General features: G+C 35.7%; 15 protein-coding genes. 6 read left to right on the top strand and 9 right to left on the bottom strand.

Features of this window, described 5'->3' with window-relative positions; translation table 11 throughout:
- The 4 genes from J500_RS17170 to J500_RS14665 form a co-directional block, all read right to left on the bottom strand.
- A partial coding sequence (locus J500_RS17170; protein ID WP_171071579.1) for a transposase occupies positions 1 to 198 on the bottom strand: 198 nt, incomplete at its 3' end.
- Between the two features lie 22 nt (positions 199 to 220).
- The gene (locus J500_RS14675; protein ID WP_034700253.1) at positions 221 to 439 is read right to left on the bottom strand and encodes a hypothetical protein; all 219 of its coding nucleotides are present in this window, start codon (positions 437 to 439) and stop codon (positions 221 to 223) included.
- Between the two features lies 1 nt (position 440).
- On the bottom strand, positions 441 to 1,145 hold the full coding sequence (locus J500_RS14670) for a hypothetical protein (protein WP_004999047.1): 705 nt from the start codon (positions 1,143 to 1,145) through the stop codon (positions 441 to 443).
- A 240-nt stretch (positions 1,146 to 1,385) separates the two neighbouring features.
- Positions 1,386 to 1,652, bottom strand: coding sequence for a hypothetical protein (locus J500_RS14665; RefSeq protein WP_004999044.1), 267 nt, complete (start codon positions 1,650 to 1,652; stop codon positions 1,386 to 1,388).
- A gap of 164 nt (positions 1,653 to 1,816) precedes the next feature.
- On the opposite strand from J500_RS14665, the gene J500_RS14660 reads away from it, so the two are divergent.
- Complete coding sequence (locus J500_RS14660) at positions 1,817 to 2,659, top strand: hypothetical protein (protein WP_004999041.1); 843 nt, start codon at positions 1,817 to 1,819, stop codon at positions 2,657 to 2,659.
- A 90-nt stretch (positions 2,660 to 2,749) separates the two neighbouring features.
- Here J500_RS14660 and J500_RS14655 read toward each other — a convergent pair whose 3' ends face one another.
- Positions 2,750 to 2,992 carry a transposase gene (locus J500_RS14655; protein ID WP_004999038.1) on the bottom strand — a complete coding sequence of 81 codons (243 nt, stop codon included), beginning with the start codon at positions 2,990 to 2,992 and terminating at the stop codon, positions 2,750 to 2,752.
- Positions 2,993 to 3,110: 118 nt separating this feature from the next.
- Between J500_RS14655 and J500_RS14650 the strand changes: the two genes are divergently transcribed.
- Both J500_RS14650 and J500_RS14645 read left to right on the top strand, forming a co-directional pair.
- On the top strand, positions 3,111 to 3,341 hold the full coding sequence (locus J500_RS14650; protein ID WP_004999036.1) for a helix-turn-helix domain-containing protein: 231 nt from the start codon (positions 3,111 to 3,113) through the stop codon (positions 3,339 to 3,341).
- 109 nt (positions 3,342 to 3,450) lie between these two features.
- Positions 3,451 to 8,319, top strand: coding sequence for a hypothetical protein (locus J500_RS14645; RefSeq protein ID WP_004999034.1), 4,869 nt, complete (start codon positions 3,451 to 3,453; stop codon positions 8,317 to 8,319).
- A gap of 110 nt (positions 8,320 to 8,429) precedes the next feature.
- Here the strand turns inward: J500_RS14645 and J500_RS14640 are convergent, their stop codons facing one another.
- The 3 genes from J500_RS14640 to J500_RS14635 form a co-directional block, all read right to left on the bottom strand.
- Positions 8,430 to 9,713: a ribonucleotide-diphosphate reductase subunit beta gene (locus tag J500_RS14640; protein WP_004987419.1), complete on the bottom strand. Its 1,284-nt coding sequence runs from the start codon at positions 9,711 to 9,713 to the stop codon at positions 8,430 to 8,432.
- Positions 9,714 to 9,854: 141 nt separating this feature from the next.
- On the bottom strand, positions 9,855 to 9,986 hold the full coding sequence (locus J500_RS17165) for a preprotein translocase subunit YajC (protein ID WP_171063255.1): 132 nt from the start codon (positions 9,984 to 9,986) through the stop codon (positions 9,855 to 9,857).
- Positions 9,987 to 10,043: 57 nt separating this feature from the next.
- Positions 10,044 to 12,869 (bottom strand): ribonucleoside-diphosphate reductase subunit alpha, encoded by a 2,826-nt coding sequence (locus J500_RS14635; RefSeq protein ID WP_034700248.1) that lies wholly within the window; start codon positions 12,867 to 12,869, stop codon positions 10,044 to 10,046.
- Between the two features lie 546 nt (positions 12,870 to 13,415).
- Here J500_RS14635 and bfmR point away from each other — a divergent pair.
- Entirely contained in the window at positions 13,416 to 14,132 is a 717-nt protein-coding gene (gene bfmR, locus J500_RS14630) for a response regulator transcription factor BfmR (protein ID WP_005005226.1), read from the top strand.
- Between the two features lie 42 nt (positions 14,133 to 14,174).
- On the top strand, positions 14,175 to 15,836 hold the full coding sequence (gene bfmS, locus J500_RS14625; protein ID WP_034700245.1) for a sensor histidine kinase BfmS: 1,662 nt from the start codon (positions 14,175 to 14,177) through the stop codon (positions 15,834 to 15,836).
- A gap of 31 nt (positions 15,837 to 15,867) precedes the next feature.
- On the opposite strand, the gene J500_RS14620 is transcribed toward bfmS, so the two are convergent.
- Complete coding sequence (locus J500_RS14620) at positions 15,868 to 16,224, bottom strand: hypothetical protein (RefSeq protein WP_034700242.1); 357 nt, start codon at positions 16,222 to 16,224, stop codon at positions 15,868 to 15,870.
- A gap of 683 nt (positions 16,225 to 16,907) precedes the next feature.
- Between J500_RS14620 and ndhC the strand changes: the two genes are divergently transcribed.
- Positions 16,908 to 17,459 (top strand): NADH-quinone oxidoreductase subunit A, encoded by a 552-nt coding sequence (gene ndhC / locus J500_RS14615; protein WP_034700240.1) that lies wholly within the window; start codon positions 16,908 to 16,910, stop codon positions 17,457 to 17,459.
- The last annotated feature ends 1 nt before the right edge of the window (position 17,460 follow it).

The following is a 17,460-nucleotide window of genomic DNA, read 5'->3' as shown; positions in this document are numbered from 1 at the left end:
GAACAGGTTTCGTATCGTCAGGGCAAATTGAATTGCTATATCAGTGTAGGTAGGTTGACGTCCTTTTTTTCCAGTAGGTGTTGCAGACCATTGCATTTGGGGATCAAACCAAATGGTGAAAGCACCCCGTTGACGTAAAGCCTGATTGTACTCAGACCAGTTCGTTGTTTTGTATCGGCTTTTTGATTCTGTATTCATCTAACATGTATGGGGATGAAATTTATTTATGCAACAAAGCCGGTGCAAATACACATAAAATTTCACCTAATTTATAACGGCTTTCGAATTCGGTGGGTGTTATTGAAAATGATTTTCCACCAGCTATAGCAGCATATCGAATAGCATTATAGGTTATAGATCCGATTTCAAAAATATAGTCGGGATGTGCTTTAAAATAAAAACGAAAACCAGATTGAGGTATAAAAAGAGAGTTTTCCATATTAATAGACCTTTCGACTATTCATATTTTCTGAGCGAAGCTTAATTTTTTTATGAAAAAATAAATAATCAGCGAGTTCTTGTTTAAGACCTATTGATTCAAGTGTTTTGTAGACTTGCTGTGAGGTATAAAATTCTTCGAAATTTAAGTGACGTAAGGCGTAATTGATTTCGAGGGTGTTCCAATTGAATCTATGTCCTCTTTGATACCAGTAAAGTAGCTGCGAAATTTCTGATTCACTTGGTAAGTCTGTGTGATCTATTAGCTTAAAAGTAATATCAATTGAGTGGAGTAGATCAGAAAGTTTTGCAAAGCGGTTTAAGTCATCAGTTGATAATGATGCTATGGATGGTTTGACTTCATGGACTTCATAAGCACCTTCTTTAGTTTGAACCAAGAAATCTGGAAAACAATACTGTTCATTGATAAGTAAAATTTTTAATGCTTGTGATCGATAATTAATGACGTTTGGATTTTGTTCTAAACTGATCGCATGAGCCAGTTCAAGACGGCTTTCTAGTGGTATTGCACCGCAACACTTTTGACTAGGGAATAGGGACGTTCGACGGCCAAAAGCACCTTGATAGATTTTACGTTGTCCATGAAGTGTAGCTGCTACATTTGCTGTTGATTCAAATGCAATCCTGATTTGTTCAAGGATATTTATTTGAATATCAGTTTTTGAAAAAAATGTTTTATAAGACATATCTGTTTATCCAGAAGTAATCCTATTCTCAATAGATATTTGAGAATGAGTTAATCTGCACTATTACTATTGAATAGCACTTACTTGACTGGTGACGATATAGAGAAGATACTATGATTCTCAGGTCTTTATATGCTTCTATATAAAGTCACAAACGGATCCTTTTAGGGTCCGTTTTTTATTGATTTTTGGTTTAGTTTTTCATGATGACTCCATAATAATTTTTTGAAAAATGACAATTTAGTGGTTATGGTTCGGATCTAAAGATGAGTTTCTTTGGTTTGCTAGCCATGTAGCAACATCTTTTACTAACGCATATTTTCCACGACGATTTGGGAAAGTGAAAATAGGAATAGGAACAGTTTTACGTGTTAATGCTTGACGAAAAGCATCTGTGGTTTTGTAACCTAAAGCAATTCTTAAAGCATCATCAGCTATTAGTGGGCCGTAACGGTCAAATAGCTCTTTTTCTATTGTTGTTGCATCAAGCATTAAATGGTTTTGCATAGGGTGTCTTGTATTGTCCTGTCACAACAGAAGCATATATCTTTAAAAAAAAGTTGTGTAGAAAGTAAAAACAGCTCAATCTTTTACTCTATACAAATTTCTAATTTATTGTTTTTAAATTATAAATAACTATAACTAGGATTTTTTTTGAGATTGACTAAAAAATGAAAAATACAAAAATGGAAAAAAGAAGTGAGTTGGATATCGTTCGAGTTTCATTATGGTATTGGTATATTAGGGTCAATTTATCTAAAAATTCAGATTATCAAATTGAAAAAGTAATTGAGCCAAATGCTTTTAATAAAAATAAGCATGGTGATGCTTATCATAATAATAAATGGCGAGGTTATCGCTTAGGTAAACATACTCCAAGTCCTATACTTATAGGCCAAGCAGAATCTCATGTACAAGGCAGCTCTATGCTTCTTAAGCATACTCTTTGGCAAGTCATGAATAACTCCATTAGTATTGAATCGCTGTTAAGTGATGAGCTTAGAAATCTATCGTGGGAAGTCCAACGTATTCTTTATAAAGCTAACAAATACGATTATGGGAGTGCATTAGTCACGCACCTATCAAAAAGAAAATTACGCCAGCTAGAGTGTTTAGCTGGATTGGATGCATTGGCAGCACAAATAATTTTTTTTAAATTGGCTGTTCAAAGGGAAGAGGATACTTCTGCATTAAGTCAGTCTATTTATAGGACTTTACTTATTATTTGTACTGAACTTCCATTTTTTAATTATCGTGAGCACTTTATTTCCTTAGTTAATTGGAATGTCTTTTCTTTAGTTAGCTCAACAAAGGAAGTATTAGGTAAAAGTGCTGTATATAATTTCTCGAAAAATGTGAGAATTTTGATAAGTCTATTATTAGCAATGGAAGATAAGGGGATAGTAGGTATTACAAGGAAGGAAAGTATAAAGGCATTATCAGATCTGTTGGATGAAAAACAAGTTTTAACTTTGTTTGAAGGGGTTAATATTTTGACAACAGATGCAATCTGAACTGCTTCGAATGCAAATTATCTTTGAAATTTACATTCGAAATTTTTAATGGGAGCTATTGGATCGTAAAGAATAGGTGGGTTAAAAGCTCTACATTTCTAGACGCTTAGATAGTTTTTCTTCCGCATACATCTGCTTTAGAGCTAAATTTTCCTGTTCTAACTTATCTAAACGAGTGAGAATTTGCTCATTAACATCTATGTAACTTGCTTTCCAGCGATAAAAAGTTGCGACACTAATTTTGTACTCTTCGCAAATTTGTTCGACAGTTGCACCTGCTAAATTCTTTTTAACAATACCATTGATTTGAGCTACAGAAAATTTTTGCTTCACAGTGAATTCCTAAACTATCGTTCAATCATTATCCAAAAGAAAAATTTCAGTAAACAGATAGGGTTAAATTAAAAATATCCTATTTTGGGATATTTTTAATTGTAACTGATATTGAGCCATGCGCTCAATACACGATCCTAGGTATCAATACCTAATTCAGAAACTTATAGAACTTCGTGAGTCCAAAAATGTGACTCAGGCTGAGCTTGCCCAGCGTTTAGGGAAGCCACAATCTTATGTGTCTAAAGTTGAAATTCTAGAAAGACGTTTAGATGTGATTGAGTTAATGGATTGGCTAGCAGCTATAGATAAAGATTTAATAAAATTTCTAAATGAAATTAAAGATTGACTTTAATCTAAATATTTTGTTGATTTCATATGAAATAGCTTTTTAACTTAATAAGTTAATTTTTTATTAGTATATAATTAATACAATTTTTCATTATATCTAATAAAGCATGAATTTTGATCAAGAATTATTTTGTCTCCCTCAAGGTGAACCACCTTTACCTCCAATAGATACTTTAGAACAAACATTGCCATTTGATAAATTAGAATGGGAAAATTTTGAGAAATTAATTGCTAGGATAGTGAGTCAAGAATTTGCTATTACAGATACTTATCTTTATGGAGTAAGGGGGCAAGACCAAAGTGGCTTAGACATCTTAGCTAATATAAAGACAACAGAAAAAAAAGCATGTTTCCAATGTAAAAGAGTTAAAAATTTTAATGCTTTAGATATCAAAACTGCCATAGATAAATTTTTAAAAGGTAAATTTGCTCAACAAACACAAATATTTGTTTTATGTATAACGATTCCAATGAACAATACCCAACAAGTTGATGAAATTGAGAATCAAAAGAGGGTCTTAAGACAGAAAGGCATAGATTTCATAGTATGGGATGCTACTGAAACAGGCCAATTATCACTGAAATTAAAAAACTTACCAGAGATAGTTGATGATTTTTTTGGTAGAGAATGGGTTAAACGATTTAATGGATTAGAGAAAGCTGAATTACTCAGAGATAGGGCAAATGGGTATGATATAAATCATTTACGCAACCGTTTGTTTAAGTTTTACTCAACTCTATTTGCTAGACATGATCCTGGATTAAATAGTACATATACAAATCGATTTATCGACTTAAGAGAAAGATATATTCCTTCTGATATTAGTGAGGATGTTCAAGGAAACTATATAAATCTCCCTAAAGAAACTGATTCTTCTATGGAGGATGATTCTATTTATTCAAATGAGGAAAATGAATATAAAAATAGTAATATTGAGTATGAAAATATATCACCTATATTAGAGTGGATTTTAGGTTATGAAAATAGAATTATTATTGGTGAACCTGGTTTAGGTAAAAGTGCTTTTTTAAGATATTTAACTTTAACAATTTTAGAACCTATTACTGATAATCAAAAACTCAATAACAATTTTTTTTATACTTGTGTTCCAATATGGATCTCGTTTTCTGGATTTACATCTGCAATAGAAAAAAAAGAGAATCTGAATATAGATGATTATTTAAAAGACTGGTTACATCAGTTTGGCTACAATGATATTTATCCATTATTTAAAAAAGCTATAGACACTGGTAATTTACTAATACTTTTAGATGGACTTGATGAGTCTGGAAATGAATATTTAGGGCAGCAAGCAATAGACCGTGTTATAACTTTTTTAGAATCTCATGTTGCAAGAATTATTTGTACAAGCAGACCACAGGGGTATAGACAATATTCATTACCTGCTAATTGGAAAGTAGGTACTCTTCAATATTTAGATGAAAATAAAATTTCAAAGTTGGCGAGAACTTGGTTTCGTCATATTGAATTTTATCAATATGGAAAGGATGAAGAGTTTGAATTGCAGCTCAATGCTAGATCGAGTCTTTTTTTAAATGTAGTTAAATCTAATCAAAAAACATTTGAATTGGCTAAAACCCCACTAATTTGTCAAGCTTTGATAGAGTTGTTTCATCATAGGCATGCACTTCCTGAAGTAAGGGTAAAAGTATATCAACAAATTATTGAATTACTTCTAACTAAGCATCCTAAGGCTAGAGCTCATGCTGGTGGATTGTTGAATAAAGATGTCATGCATTTTAGGCATGATGATATCCAAAATTTATTGATAAAGCTTGCATGGAAATTACAAACGGCTGATTTACATGCTTCTACATTATCCAGAAATGAATGCAAAAAAATTATAAAAGACTATTTAATTGATGATGAAGAAGGGTTGGGCGAAGACCTAAATACTGCAAAATCCCATGCTAATATAATATTAGATTTCTTAGTCGATCAGTATGCAATATTAGTAGAAAGAAGTCCAAAACAATATAATTTTGTACATTTGAGTATTCAAGAATATTTAGCAGCTGAGCATGTTGTAAGACTTAGTGAAGTTGATCAATTAAATTGGTTTAAGGACCATTGGATATTAAAAAACTGGCATGAAAGTATTTTAAGCTGGTTTGGCCTACTAGATTCTCAAGGAAAAAAGGATCTAGTTTCTACTACTCTCGATATTTTAGACGAACATGGTCAAGATGGAGAGTGGCAACGTTTAAAAGCAACAATGCTACAGACTGAATTGATCACTTCAGATCTGGGAGTAACAATTCGAAGATCTCGTGATATTTTGAAAATGGCTATTAATGAAATTGAAACTAGCCCCTTGTCAGAATATCGAGTAAATTTAGCTGAAAGTATAGTAAAGGGTTCTTTATATTCAAAAATATCGCAAGAATGTCGCAATATAATAATCAAATGGAATAATATTTATTCACCATATACAAGAAGAACAGTTCTGAAAGGATTAAAACATTGGAATCCAGATGAAAAATTATTTCATACACTGTATAAGGCAATATTCGATGAAGATTGGTATTGTTCATATGAAGCTGCTCTGAGCTTTGCTACAGTATTCAGAAATGATGAACGATGTATAGAAATTTTAAGCAATTTGGCAAAAAAATACCCTAATCCAGAAGTAAGAGCTGTTGCTATATTAGTATTAGCTAATCAGAATATAGGTGGAGAAGTAGTTTTAGAAGTAATTGCCCTTAATTCTAGCTCATGCAATTTGCAAGTAATTAAGGCTGTTATTATTGCGAAAATAAAAAATAGTATTCACAGTACTAAAGATTTATCAATTTTATTGAATATTCTTCAAGATCAAAATTTATTTAGAGAAGATCGTTCTTTAATAAATATTATCAAAGAGGGGTGGCCTAAGAATGTTGATTTAAAAAAAGATTTTATAGATTTTTGTAAAAAAACAGAATTTAATAAACATCAATATCATTTAGAATATTTAGTTAGTCAGTTCCCTAATGATGATATTGTTGCTGAAATAATTTGTTCAGATTTAGAAAATAATAAACTATTTTCTTTTACAATGTTTGATTCGATACTGGATGAACTCTTAGTCATAAACTTTAAAGATAATGTTTTAATTAGGAAAGCATTATTAAGGTTGATGTATGAGGAATTGAAAGAGTATAAGGTTTGTTATCAAGCTTATTCCAATAGGAATGTTTTAAAATTAATTGATGATTTGGATTTTAAAAATATTTTAATTTCAAGCTATGAAAATGAAGGCGGATTGCATGATAAATACTGGGTGGTTACTGCTTTATTAGGAAGTTGGAAGAATGATGAAGATGTTAAAAATAAAATAAATGAATGGGTGTATAGTGATAATAAAGATTTAGCAGCTCCTCTTTCTGAATATATATCAGATTATATTTATGATAAGGATGAAAGGAAAAGGTGGTTGATTAATATTTCGAAGGAAATGATTAAAAATGATTATTTACGTCCTGTATTTAGTTTAATCGATAATTTTAAAGATGAAGAAACAAAAGATATAATTATTTATTTTTTACAAAATGTAAAAATTAGACCTGATTCAAGATTCAATTTAATTGGTTATTTAATAATTAATTTTCATGAGTATCAGGAAGTATTAAATTTTTTACCAGAAATTTTTGAGAGCGTCCATTCTAATTTTGAAATAATTACTAAATGTTTAGAAGCTAATGAAATAGTTTCTAATCAATTGTTGAAATTAGTTAATTCTTCTTATTCAGATGTTAGAGCAATTATAAATTCTATAATTTACGAACGAGTAAATGATTTTGATTTTATTAAGGAAATTATTCCTAATCCTCTATTGGAGTATGATGGGGCAATACGTACAAGAAAAATAATGGCTTATTCAAAAAGCGCAAAATTTTCTTCAATAAGTAAGCAGTATTGGAAATCTATTTGCTTAAATGAATTAGTTTCTACAGGGCCTAATTATGAACAAAAAGTGAGGTCAGGGATAATAGGTCTCATTGAGTTGGAAGAGTTTAACGAGATAGAAAATTATTTTAAGAGTGATAAAGCAAAAGGGATGTATGCTGATAACTTTTTCATGATTGATTATTTACAGAGAGATAAATTAGCTTCATCTATTTTTTTGAAAAATTTTGATAATTTTGATCTTCTTTTTCGAAAGGAAATGATCAATATTAGTGAATTTATTAATCAGGGATACGAAAGTTATTTAGAAAGAACAAAAAATGGAAAGAAAATTTTGGATGATTTTTATTTAAACTCAAATAATTTAAATCCATTGGTTAAAATACGAAAAGTAATAAAAAAATATGGATTTAATAATTCTGTTTTAGAGTTGATTATTCAGAGGTTAACATTATCACCAGATCATAATTTATTATCTCTCAATGAGCAAAATGAATTAGCTAAGTTGCTGATTTTAAACTATAGATGGGATGAAGTTTCCGAAAGTTTCGTTAAATATTTAGGAGAACCAAATGAAATAATGTTTTCTTTCGAATCTGGTGTTTTAGGCTGGTTCGCGTATGGTTGGAATGACTCACCATTTGCAAATTGGGTAAGAGCTCAATCTATAGAAAACTTAAATAAACACTCACTCACAAATAGAGTTTTTTTTGCTAATGTTCTAAATGAACCAAAATATCTCGAGGAAGTCATTTTGTATTTTGTGGATTTTACCTTTGAAGACTATAAATATTATGATTTTTTAAGAGAAATTTTTATAGAGTTAGCCAAGGGGGATCTGATGAAATCTATTCTTAAAAAATGGGTGGTTTCTAAAAATTATCATTTAATTTCTTTATCTATTGAATTATTAAAAGAAAAAGATAGATTGGATGTGGACTTAATTTGTATTTTTAATGAATTCTATTCTAAACATAACTTAGAAAATTTGGATGGTATTAATGTTATGCAACCAAAACATAAGAATATGATTATGCAAATTTTTTCAAAAATTATTCTTTTTTAGAGGTTAAAAAACCGCCATGAATGGCGGTTTTCTCAATGACAACTTATGTGTCGCGCAATGACATTTTATGTGTCGTAAATGACAACTTATGTGTCGCGTGACGTTTTAACTTACCAGCTTAATGCACCACCGGTCTGATAATCTGTTACACGAGTCTCGAAGAAATTCTTCTCTTTACGCAAATCCATCATCTCAGACATCCATTGGAATGGATTGTTCACACCTGGATACTGTTCAGGTAAACCAAGCTGAGCCAAACGACGGTTACAGATGAATTTTAAATATTCTTCCATCATCGCTGCATTCATGCCTAAAACGCCACGTGGCATCGTGTCACGCGCATATTCGATTTCAAGCAAGGTACCTTCAAGAATCATTTGAATCACTTCTTGCTGGAACTCGGCTGTCCACAAATGCGGATTCTCGATCTTGATTTGGTTAATCATATCGATACCAAAGTTCACATGCATGGATTCATCACGCAAAATGTACTGGAACTGTTCAGAAACACCGTTCATTTTATTACGACGACCCATACTCAAAATTTGACTAAAGCCGCAGTAGAAGAAAATTCCCTCAAGTACACAATAAAATGCAATCAGATTACGTAATAATTGCTGATCAGTTTCAGGTGTGCCTGTTTCAAATTTTGGATCACTCAAAGATTGTGTATATTTCAAGCCCCAAGCTGCTTTACGCGCCACACTTGGAATCTCATGATACATGTTGAAGATCTCGCCTTCATCCATACCCAAAGATTCAATACAATATTGATAGGCATGCGTATGAATCGCTTCTTCAAACGCTTGACGTAAAATGTACTGACGACATTCAGGATTGGTAATTAAACGATAAATCGCCAGAACCAAATTATTGGCAACTAAAGAATCCGCAGTCGAGAAAAAGCCAAGATTACGTTTAATAATAATACGTTCATCTTCAGTCAAACCATTTTCAGACTTCCATAATGCAATATCATGGTTCATGTTGACTTCTTGCGGCATCCAGTGGTTGGCACACCCATCCAGATATTTTTGCCACGCCCATTCATATTTAAATGGCACTAACTGGTTTAAGTCCGCACGACAGTTGATCATGGCTTTATCATCAACTTGTACGCGATTTGCACCCGTTTCAAGCTCTTCCAGACCCACTGTAATATCCAGATTTTTTAAGGATTCAGATGCTCGAGCCACCGAATCGGTTGAATCTGTTGATCGGCTGGTAGCGGTTCCAGCGGGTTGTACATTTGCCACACGCGGCGATGATGGCTCTGCATCAGATACCAGCGGCGCAGTTGGCGCTTTTTGCGGTTCGACGGGCGCAGACTTGTGTTCAGGTGCAGCCGGTTTTTGCGAATCATCTTCGAAATCGTCCCAACTCAGGATAGACATAATCAAATTCTCTCTTCGTTGTTAATATCTTTATCGACACCTTTCTACGAAGATGCCATTACTATACGCTTATTATGTGTAAGCAAAATTAAGTTTTGTCGATAGATGTTCTAAAATTATTCAATAGAACCTATATCCCCACTACTTATTTTGATTACGCTGTTGATTACGAATCTTAAAAAAAGCGTAAACCATAGGCGCGTAAAAGAATAAAAAGGCAAAAATCAGTACAGCTAGACCTAATGTGTAGTTATGACTGAGATGTAACATGATCTTTACCTTTTATTGTGCAAGGAAATATTGTTCTGATATTTCCTTGCGTGTTCGTCATTACTGACAAGCTTCACAGTCTGGATTGTCGATTGAACAAGCCATTGGCACTGGTGCTGCCGTCGTGAAACCATCTTCTGCTGTCACTTCAGGCTTTACTTCCTGAGCAACTGCTGCAATAGGGGCTGCAACCGTAGTTGCTTTAACTGCATTTAATGCGCCTGTATTGATGGTGGATTTCTCAGCCGAGGTTGCACCTAAAGCTCGGAGGTAATATGTAGTTTTTAGACCACGTAACCATGCCATTTTATAAGTGATATCCAGTTTCTTACCGTTGGCACCTGCAATATACAGGTTCAGCGACTGTGCCTGATCGATCCATTTTTGACGACGTGAGGCAGCATCCACAATCCAGCGTGGCTCGACTTCAAATGCAGTGGCAAAGATCGCTTTCAGTTCTTCAGGAATACGTGAAATCTTTTGTACTGAACCTTCAAAATGTTTCAGATCATTGACCATCACGCTATCCCAAAGACCACGATCTTTCAGTGCGCGAACAAGGTAAGGGTTGATCACGGTGAATTCACCAGAAAGGTTCGATTTTACATACAGGTTTTGGAATGTCGGCTCAATCGATTGAGACACGCCACAAATGTTAGAAATCGTAGCAGTTGGTGCAATCGCCATGACATTTGAGTTGCGCATACCATCTTTTTGCACTTTGGTACGTAAAGTATCCCAGTCCAAACGTTGAGTACGATCCACTTCAAACATACGTTCAGGGCGTGTTTTACCAACAAGGTCTAAAGAGTCAATTGGTAAAATACCTTGATCCCAGAGTGAACCTTTAAAGGTTGAGTAAACACCACGTTCAAGCGCAAGATCACTTGAAGTTTGAATGGCGTAGTAACTAATGACTTCCATCGACTCATCAGCAAAATTAACTGCTTCATCAGAGCCATACGCCAGATTCATTTCGTATAAAGCATCTTGGAAGCCCATGATACCCATACCAACAGGGCGATGTTTTAGGTTCGAATTTTTGGCTTGTGGTACAGCATAGTAGTTAATGTCGATGACGTTATCGAGCATACGCACGGCTGTTTTGATGGTACGTGCCAATTTTTCACGGTCTAAAGCGCCGCCTTGTACGTGTTGTACAAGGTTGATCGAACCTAAGTTACAGACTGCAATTTCATCCTGATTAGTATTCAGGGTAATTTCAGTACATAGGTTTGATGAGTGAACCACACCCACATGTTGCTGTGGTGAACGCAAGTTACATACGTCTTTAAATGTAATCCACGGATGACCTGTTTCAAACAGCATCGACAGCATTTTACGCCATAAGTCCTGAGCGCGAACTTTCTTGTAAAGGAAGTTTTGCTCTTTAGCAATCGCTTCATAATGCGCATAGCGTTCAGCAAACGCTTGACCTGTTAGATCATGCAAATCTGGAACTTCGGATGGGGTAAACAATGTCCATTCACCATCTTCAAACACACGTTGCATAAAGAGGTCAGGAACCCAATTGGCGGTGTTCATGTCGTGGGTACGACGACGATCATCCCCTGTGTTTTTACGTAATTCCAAAAACTCTTCGATATCTAGATGCCATGTTTCAAGATACGCACATACCGCACCTTTACGCTTACCACCCTGATTTACGGCAACCGCAGTATCATTGGCAACTTTCAGGAATGGAACAACACCCTGAGATTTACCATTGGTTCCCTTGATGTAGGAGTTCAGGGCACGTACAGGTGTCCAGTCGTTACCTAAACCGCCTGCCCATTTTGATAGCATTGCATTGTCACGCATGGCCCCATAAATGTTGTAGAGGTCATCACCAATAGTGGTTAGATAACAGCTAGATAACTGCGGACGCAATGTGCCTGAGTTAAATAGGGTAGGCGTCGATGCCATGTAGTCGAAACTAGACAATAAGTCATAAAACTCGATGGCACGTTCTTCACGATTGGCTTCATTAATGGACAGCCCCATGGAAACACGCATAAAGAACAATTGTGGAAGTTCGTAGCGAATGCCATCTGAGTGAATAAAGTAACGGTCGTATAGTGTTTGTAAACCTAAATAAGTAAACTGATTTGATCGCTCTGGTTTGATTGCTGCTGCAAGTTTGGCAAGATCAAAGTTTAATAATTCTGGATCGAGTAACTCAAGTTCAACCCCTTTTTTCAGGAAGGTTTCAAGCGCATCGTTTTCTAGGGTATCTACAGGTAGATTTAAGAAGGTCAGACCTTTAGCCACCAACTCATTACGTAACAAGCGCGCAGTGACATAGGTATAATTTGGCTCATGTTCAATGCGGGTACGTGTTGCCATCATCATTGTCGTGGCAATATCGCTCGCTTTCACGCCATTATATAAGTTTTTAACTGTTTCATCAACAATCGCTTGAACATCAATCCCTTCTAGACCTTCAGCCGCTTTCTCAACTTCTGCTGATAACGCATCGAGATCTAATGGTTGGAGCTGACCATTGGCATCCGTAATCTGTAAAGTCGGGTGATGATTTGCACCAGCCTGTTGACGGGCATTGGCGCGTTGTTCACGATAGATGACATAAGCACGCGCAACTTTTTGTTCGCCTGTACGCATCAAGGCCAGTTCAACCTGATCCTGAATTTCTTCAATGTGAATCGTGCCGCCAGAAGGTAAGCGACGATTAAAAGTATTCATGACCATTTCTGTAAGTTGAGTAATACGGTCGTGAATACGGCTTGAATCTGCACCTTGTTGTCCTTCGACCGCCAGAAATGCTTTACCAATCGCAACGGAAATTTTCTCTGCATCAAATACAGCAACTTCCCCAGTGCGTTTAATCACCTGAAGTTGGCCAGGAGTTGAAGTGATTACGCTCATGTCAGCATAGCTCCATTGTCATCTATAGTTATGTTCATTGGACCGTTTCAATCGGGCAAAAAGGTGGCTCGATATTTGAGGAATAAACACAAGACTTAGTGGTTAGTGTTTGTTTTAAACACAAGATACGGGAATTTTAATGTGATATCAATCTTGACATTTTATTAATTTTTTATTCATTCATTATCTGTCTGATTCTGCGATGCATAGCTTAGCAAAGTCCTAAAAAATTACGTATAGATAACTATGTGGATAACTCAAAAAACAGACATTTACAGGCTTAAAAAGCGGCTATAGAAATAATTTGTTTAATATTTATACGTACTATTTAGCGAATTAAGATAAGTGGTAATTTTTAAACCAAAATAATAAAATCACTGAAAATTCAACAGCTAATAAAATTGCAACAAAATACAACTGGCGTGTATCAGTTTGGTGAACAAGGACTTGTTTACAATGTAAACGTGTGTATATTGCTTTCTATGAAGCATGTCTATCTGTCGGATTTTAAACAGATACACTTAAATATATAAATAGGGGCATTGTATGAGCCAGGAAGAAAAGTTACCTAAGATTCTGATTGTTGAAGATGATGAGCGTCTTGCACGTCTAACGCAGGAATATCTGATTCGTAATGGGCTAGAGGTTGGGGTTGAAACAGATGGTAATCGTGCAATCCGTCGTATTATCAGTGAACAGCCTGATCTTGTCGTACTCGATGTGATGTTACCAGGTGCAGATGGTTTAACCGTTTGTCGAGAAGTGCGTCCTCACTACCATTCGCCGATCTTGATGTTAACTGCGCGTACTGAAGATATGGATCAGGTCTTGGGTCTGGAAATGGGCGCAGATGATTATGTGGCTAAACCTGTACAGCCTCGTGTATTATTGGCGCGCATTCGTGCTTTGTTACGTCGTACTGATAAAACGGTTGAAGATGAAGTAGCACAACGCATCGAATTTGATGATTTGGTCATCGATAATGGTGGACGCTCAGTGACCTTGAATGGTGATCTAGTCGATTTCACTAGTGCGGAATATGACTTACTCTGGCTATTGGCTTCAAATGCAGGTCGCATCTTGTCTCGTGAAGATATTTTTGAGCGTCTGCGTGGGATTGAATACGATGGACAGGATCGTTCGATTGATGTGCGTATTTCACGCATTCGTCCAAAAATTGGCGATGATCCAGAGAACCCGAAACGTATCAAAACTGTGCGTAGCAAAGGCTATTTATTTGTAAAAGAAACCAATGGTATGTGAAACATCCATTGTTAGTAAAAATCTCCCAATAAGGTTGATCGAGTGTTTAAACACAGTATCTTCTTACGCATTTATGCGGGTTTGGTGGTCTTGGTTATGTTGGTGGCTTTATTTGGCTACTTGCTGGTTCAGATCATCAATTACCAACGTGCTCAGGAATATCGTGAATCCCTGACGGATGGTATTTCTTTTGTCATCAGTGAAGGTGTTGCTCGACAGCCGGGAGAACAACAAAAACTGGACTGGATTTCAGATGCCTCTGATTTACTTGAACTGCCGATTTATTATGTGGCGTCAAATAAAATTGAGCTTTCCAGAACAGAAAAGAAACGTATTGAAGAACAAAAATCAGTTGTTCGTTATGATGCTGAAAACAGCATTGCTTACGTCATTATTGGTTTGCCCGAAGATAGTCAACATTTCCTTTATGTCAAAGTAGATAAAATTGGTGAGCGCCAAATGAAAGCGCTTCCCATCTTTATTTTGGACTACTTGATTTATTATCCAGGTCAGGAAAAAGAATACATTAATCGTATTCAAAAGCATTTTTCTTATCCAATCACCATTCAGGATGTTAAAGATATCCAGCTGGATTCTGAGCAAATTGGTCGCTTGCGTCAGGATCAAAGTGTGATGTTGTATAAAGACAGCGCTACGGTACGTGGAACCACAATCTCTATTGTTTCTCCAATGCCGAATAATCCGACTGAGGTTTTGGTTTTAGGTCCAGTGCCTATGTTTAACTGGATGCCATTTCAGTTATCGGCAGGAATTACCTTATTTAGCTTATTTTTGTTGAGTTTAGGGGTTTATGGACTGATCTTGCCGCTAGAGAGAAAAATCAGACAGGTACGATTTGCTCTAAATCGCATGAAGTCTGGCGATTTATCTTTGCGGGTGCCTATTGATGGTAGTGATGAGATGGCCAATCTGGCATCGAGCTATAACAATATGTCAGATCATATTCAGCGTTTGATTGAAGCGCAGCGCGAATTGATGCGCGCAGTTTCGCATGAGCTACGAACGCCTGTGGCACGCGTCCGTTTCGGGATGGAAATGCTGGCTGAAGAAGATGATTACAATTATCGGATTCAGCAAATGGAAATGATTGATAAAGATATTGAGGCCTTAAATACCTTGATTGATGAGATCATGACTTATGCCAAGCTAGAGCAGGGGACACCTTCGCTGGATTTTGAGGAAATTGCTCTGATTGATGTGTTGGATCAGGTCGCCGTTGAAACCGAGGCGCTAAAAACTCAAAAAGAAATTGAGCTGATACCGCCGCCGAATTATGTGATAGCAGATGCAGAACGTCGCTATTTGCATCGTGTTGTACAAAATCTGGTGGGTAATGCAGTACGTCATTGTGATCATAAAGTTCGCTTGAGTGGTGGTATCCGCGCAGATGGAAATGCTTTTGTCTGTGTAGAGGATGATGGTTCTGGTATTCCTGAAGAAGATCGGAAGCGTATCTTTGAAGCTTTTGCTCGTCTGGATGATAGTCGTACACGGGCTTCAGGTGGCTATGGTTTAGGGTTATCTATTGTGAGTCGGATTGCGTACTGGTTTGGTGGAACCATTAGTGTGGATGAAAGTCCTGATTTGGGTGGTTCGCGTTTTATTATGCTGTGGCCAGCAAAACGCTTTAATCAAAAGCTTAAACAAAAAAATCTATCAAAACAAAAAGAAAGCACTCATTAGAGTGCTTTCTTTTTGTCTGATTTGAATCAGTTTATTCTTGTAAGCTCGCATCTGGTGCAATCAGGGCTTTGCCTGCGCGTAAACTGGTTAAAGCGTCTTGATCAAAATCGATTAAGAGAAAGTTATTTTCTGCATCGATTTTATAACCACTAATAATTTTTTGATCACCATTGATGGTTTCAATACGATACTCGTCCGTAATGTTAAGAATACCTTCTAAATTGGTTGTAGTTGATGCGAGATCGTGACGAAACAGATCATAAATATCACGTAAATCAAAAATTGCATTGTCTGCATCGGGATGCTTTTGCACATATTCTTGAATATGTCGAATGAGCAATTGAGCATAAAGAAAGTAGTTAGGCTTATGTGTATAGTGCAGACTCATTGATTTTACTCCTTATTCTTTGTTTTTAGCATACACATTGGCTCAAGGTTGATGTGTATAAAGTTAATTAAAGCATGTAACTGAATTGCAAAGATTTATAGATCTAATTTTATCTATTTTCCTCATTTAGAAATTCTGCTTGTTTAATCAGTTTTATTTCAATCCTAATTTGAATTGAAGTAAAAAATACCACTCGAGTTCAGCATGATCTACTTCTCAAAATAGCATGCTCTTTTGAACTTGAGATAGTCTTTTATAGCTTTAATTTTCAGCAAAATCACCGTTTAATGTAGGCTGATTTTATGCCAAGTTTGAGATTGAGAGTATTTCTTGAGAAAATAGCAAAATAATTCAAAAAAATACAGGATAAGTGATGGTTAAAGGTGTAATCATGATTTAGGACAAAATTGTCCGAAATATTGGTTAAAATGTAAGAAAATGAAAAAAATAATCATAATATGAGAATTGATTTGATAAACCGATAAATACCAGTGGATTTAGCGTTCAAGCCCTATATTTTCTAAAATTGTCCAAAAAATCATCCTAAAGACTAAGGTACTTCACCTAGCAACAGAAATTAGAAATCAGGTACAATTGGCGGGATTAATTTTATGTTTGGTGTATTTGAAGGCCAATACATACATTCTTTGTTAAATAATAGGCCTGCCAGGAGTTATCCCCGCATGAGTGCCATTACTCCATACGAATGGGCAACTATTGCCTTCGTGATCGGTGTTACATTTCTGTGCGTTTTTATGCTTACCGTTCCCTTGCTCCTAGGGGGTAAATCGTGGGGGCGCGCGAAGCAAGAGCAATTTGAATCAGGTGTTGTGAGCGCAGGTGGGGCACGTATCCGCTTGTCTGCAAAATTTTATTTGGTCGCGATTTTCTTCGTTGTTTTTGACCTTGAAGCACTCTACTTATACGCATGGGCAACCTCTGTCCGTGAAGTGGGTTGGCTTGGTTTTACGACGGTTGTAATTTTTGTTGTCGATTTATTGATTGCTTTAGTTTATGCATTTGCTGTAGGTGCATTGAACTGGGCACCAGCAGATCGTCGTAAATCAGCAGGAATTAAAGCCAAAGTGGGTTCTGCACAGATGAATCTTGCTGATATTACCCGCTTCAATTCTATTGAGGAGTTGGTGATGGACCCTACAGGTCATATTCCAGCTCAATCCTCAGGTCGTATGAAGTCTATTTCAGCGACTCAAACCTCATCTGAACAGGAGTAAC

The sequence above is a fragment of the Acinetobacter sp. 479375 genome (assembly GCF_000581715.1).
Lineage (GTDB): Bacteria > Pseudomonadota > Gammaproteobacteria > Pseudomonadales > Moraxellaceae > Acinetobacter > Acinetobacter ursingii.
Note: the sequence above shows the minus strand (reverse complement) of the source record. Positions and strands in the feature narration are given on the sequence as shown.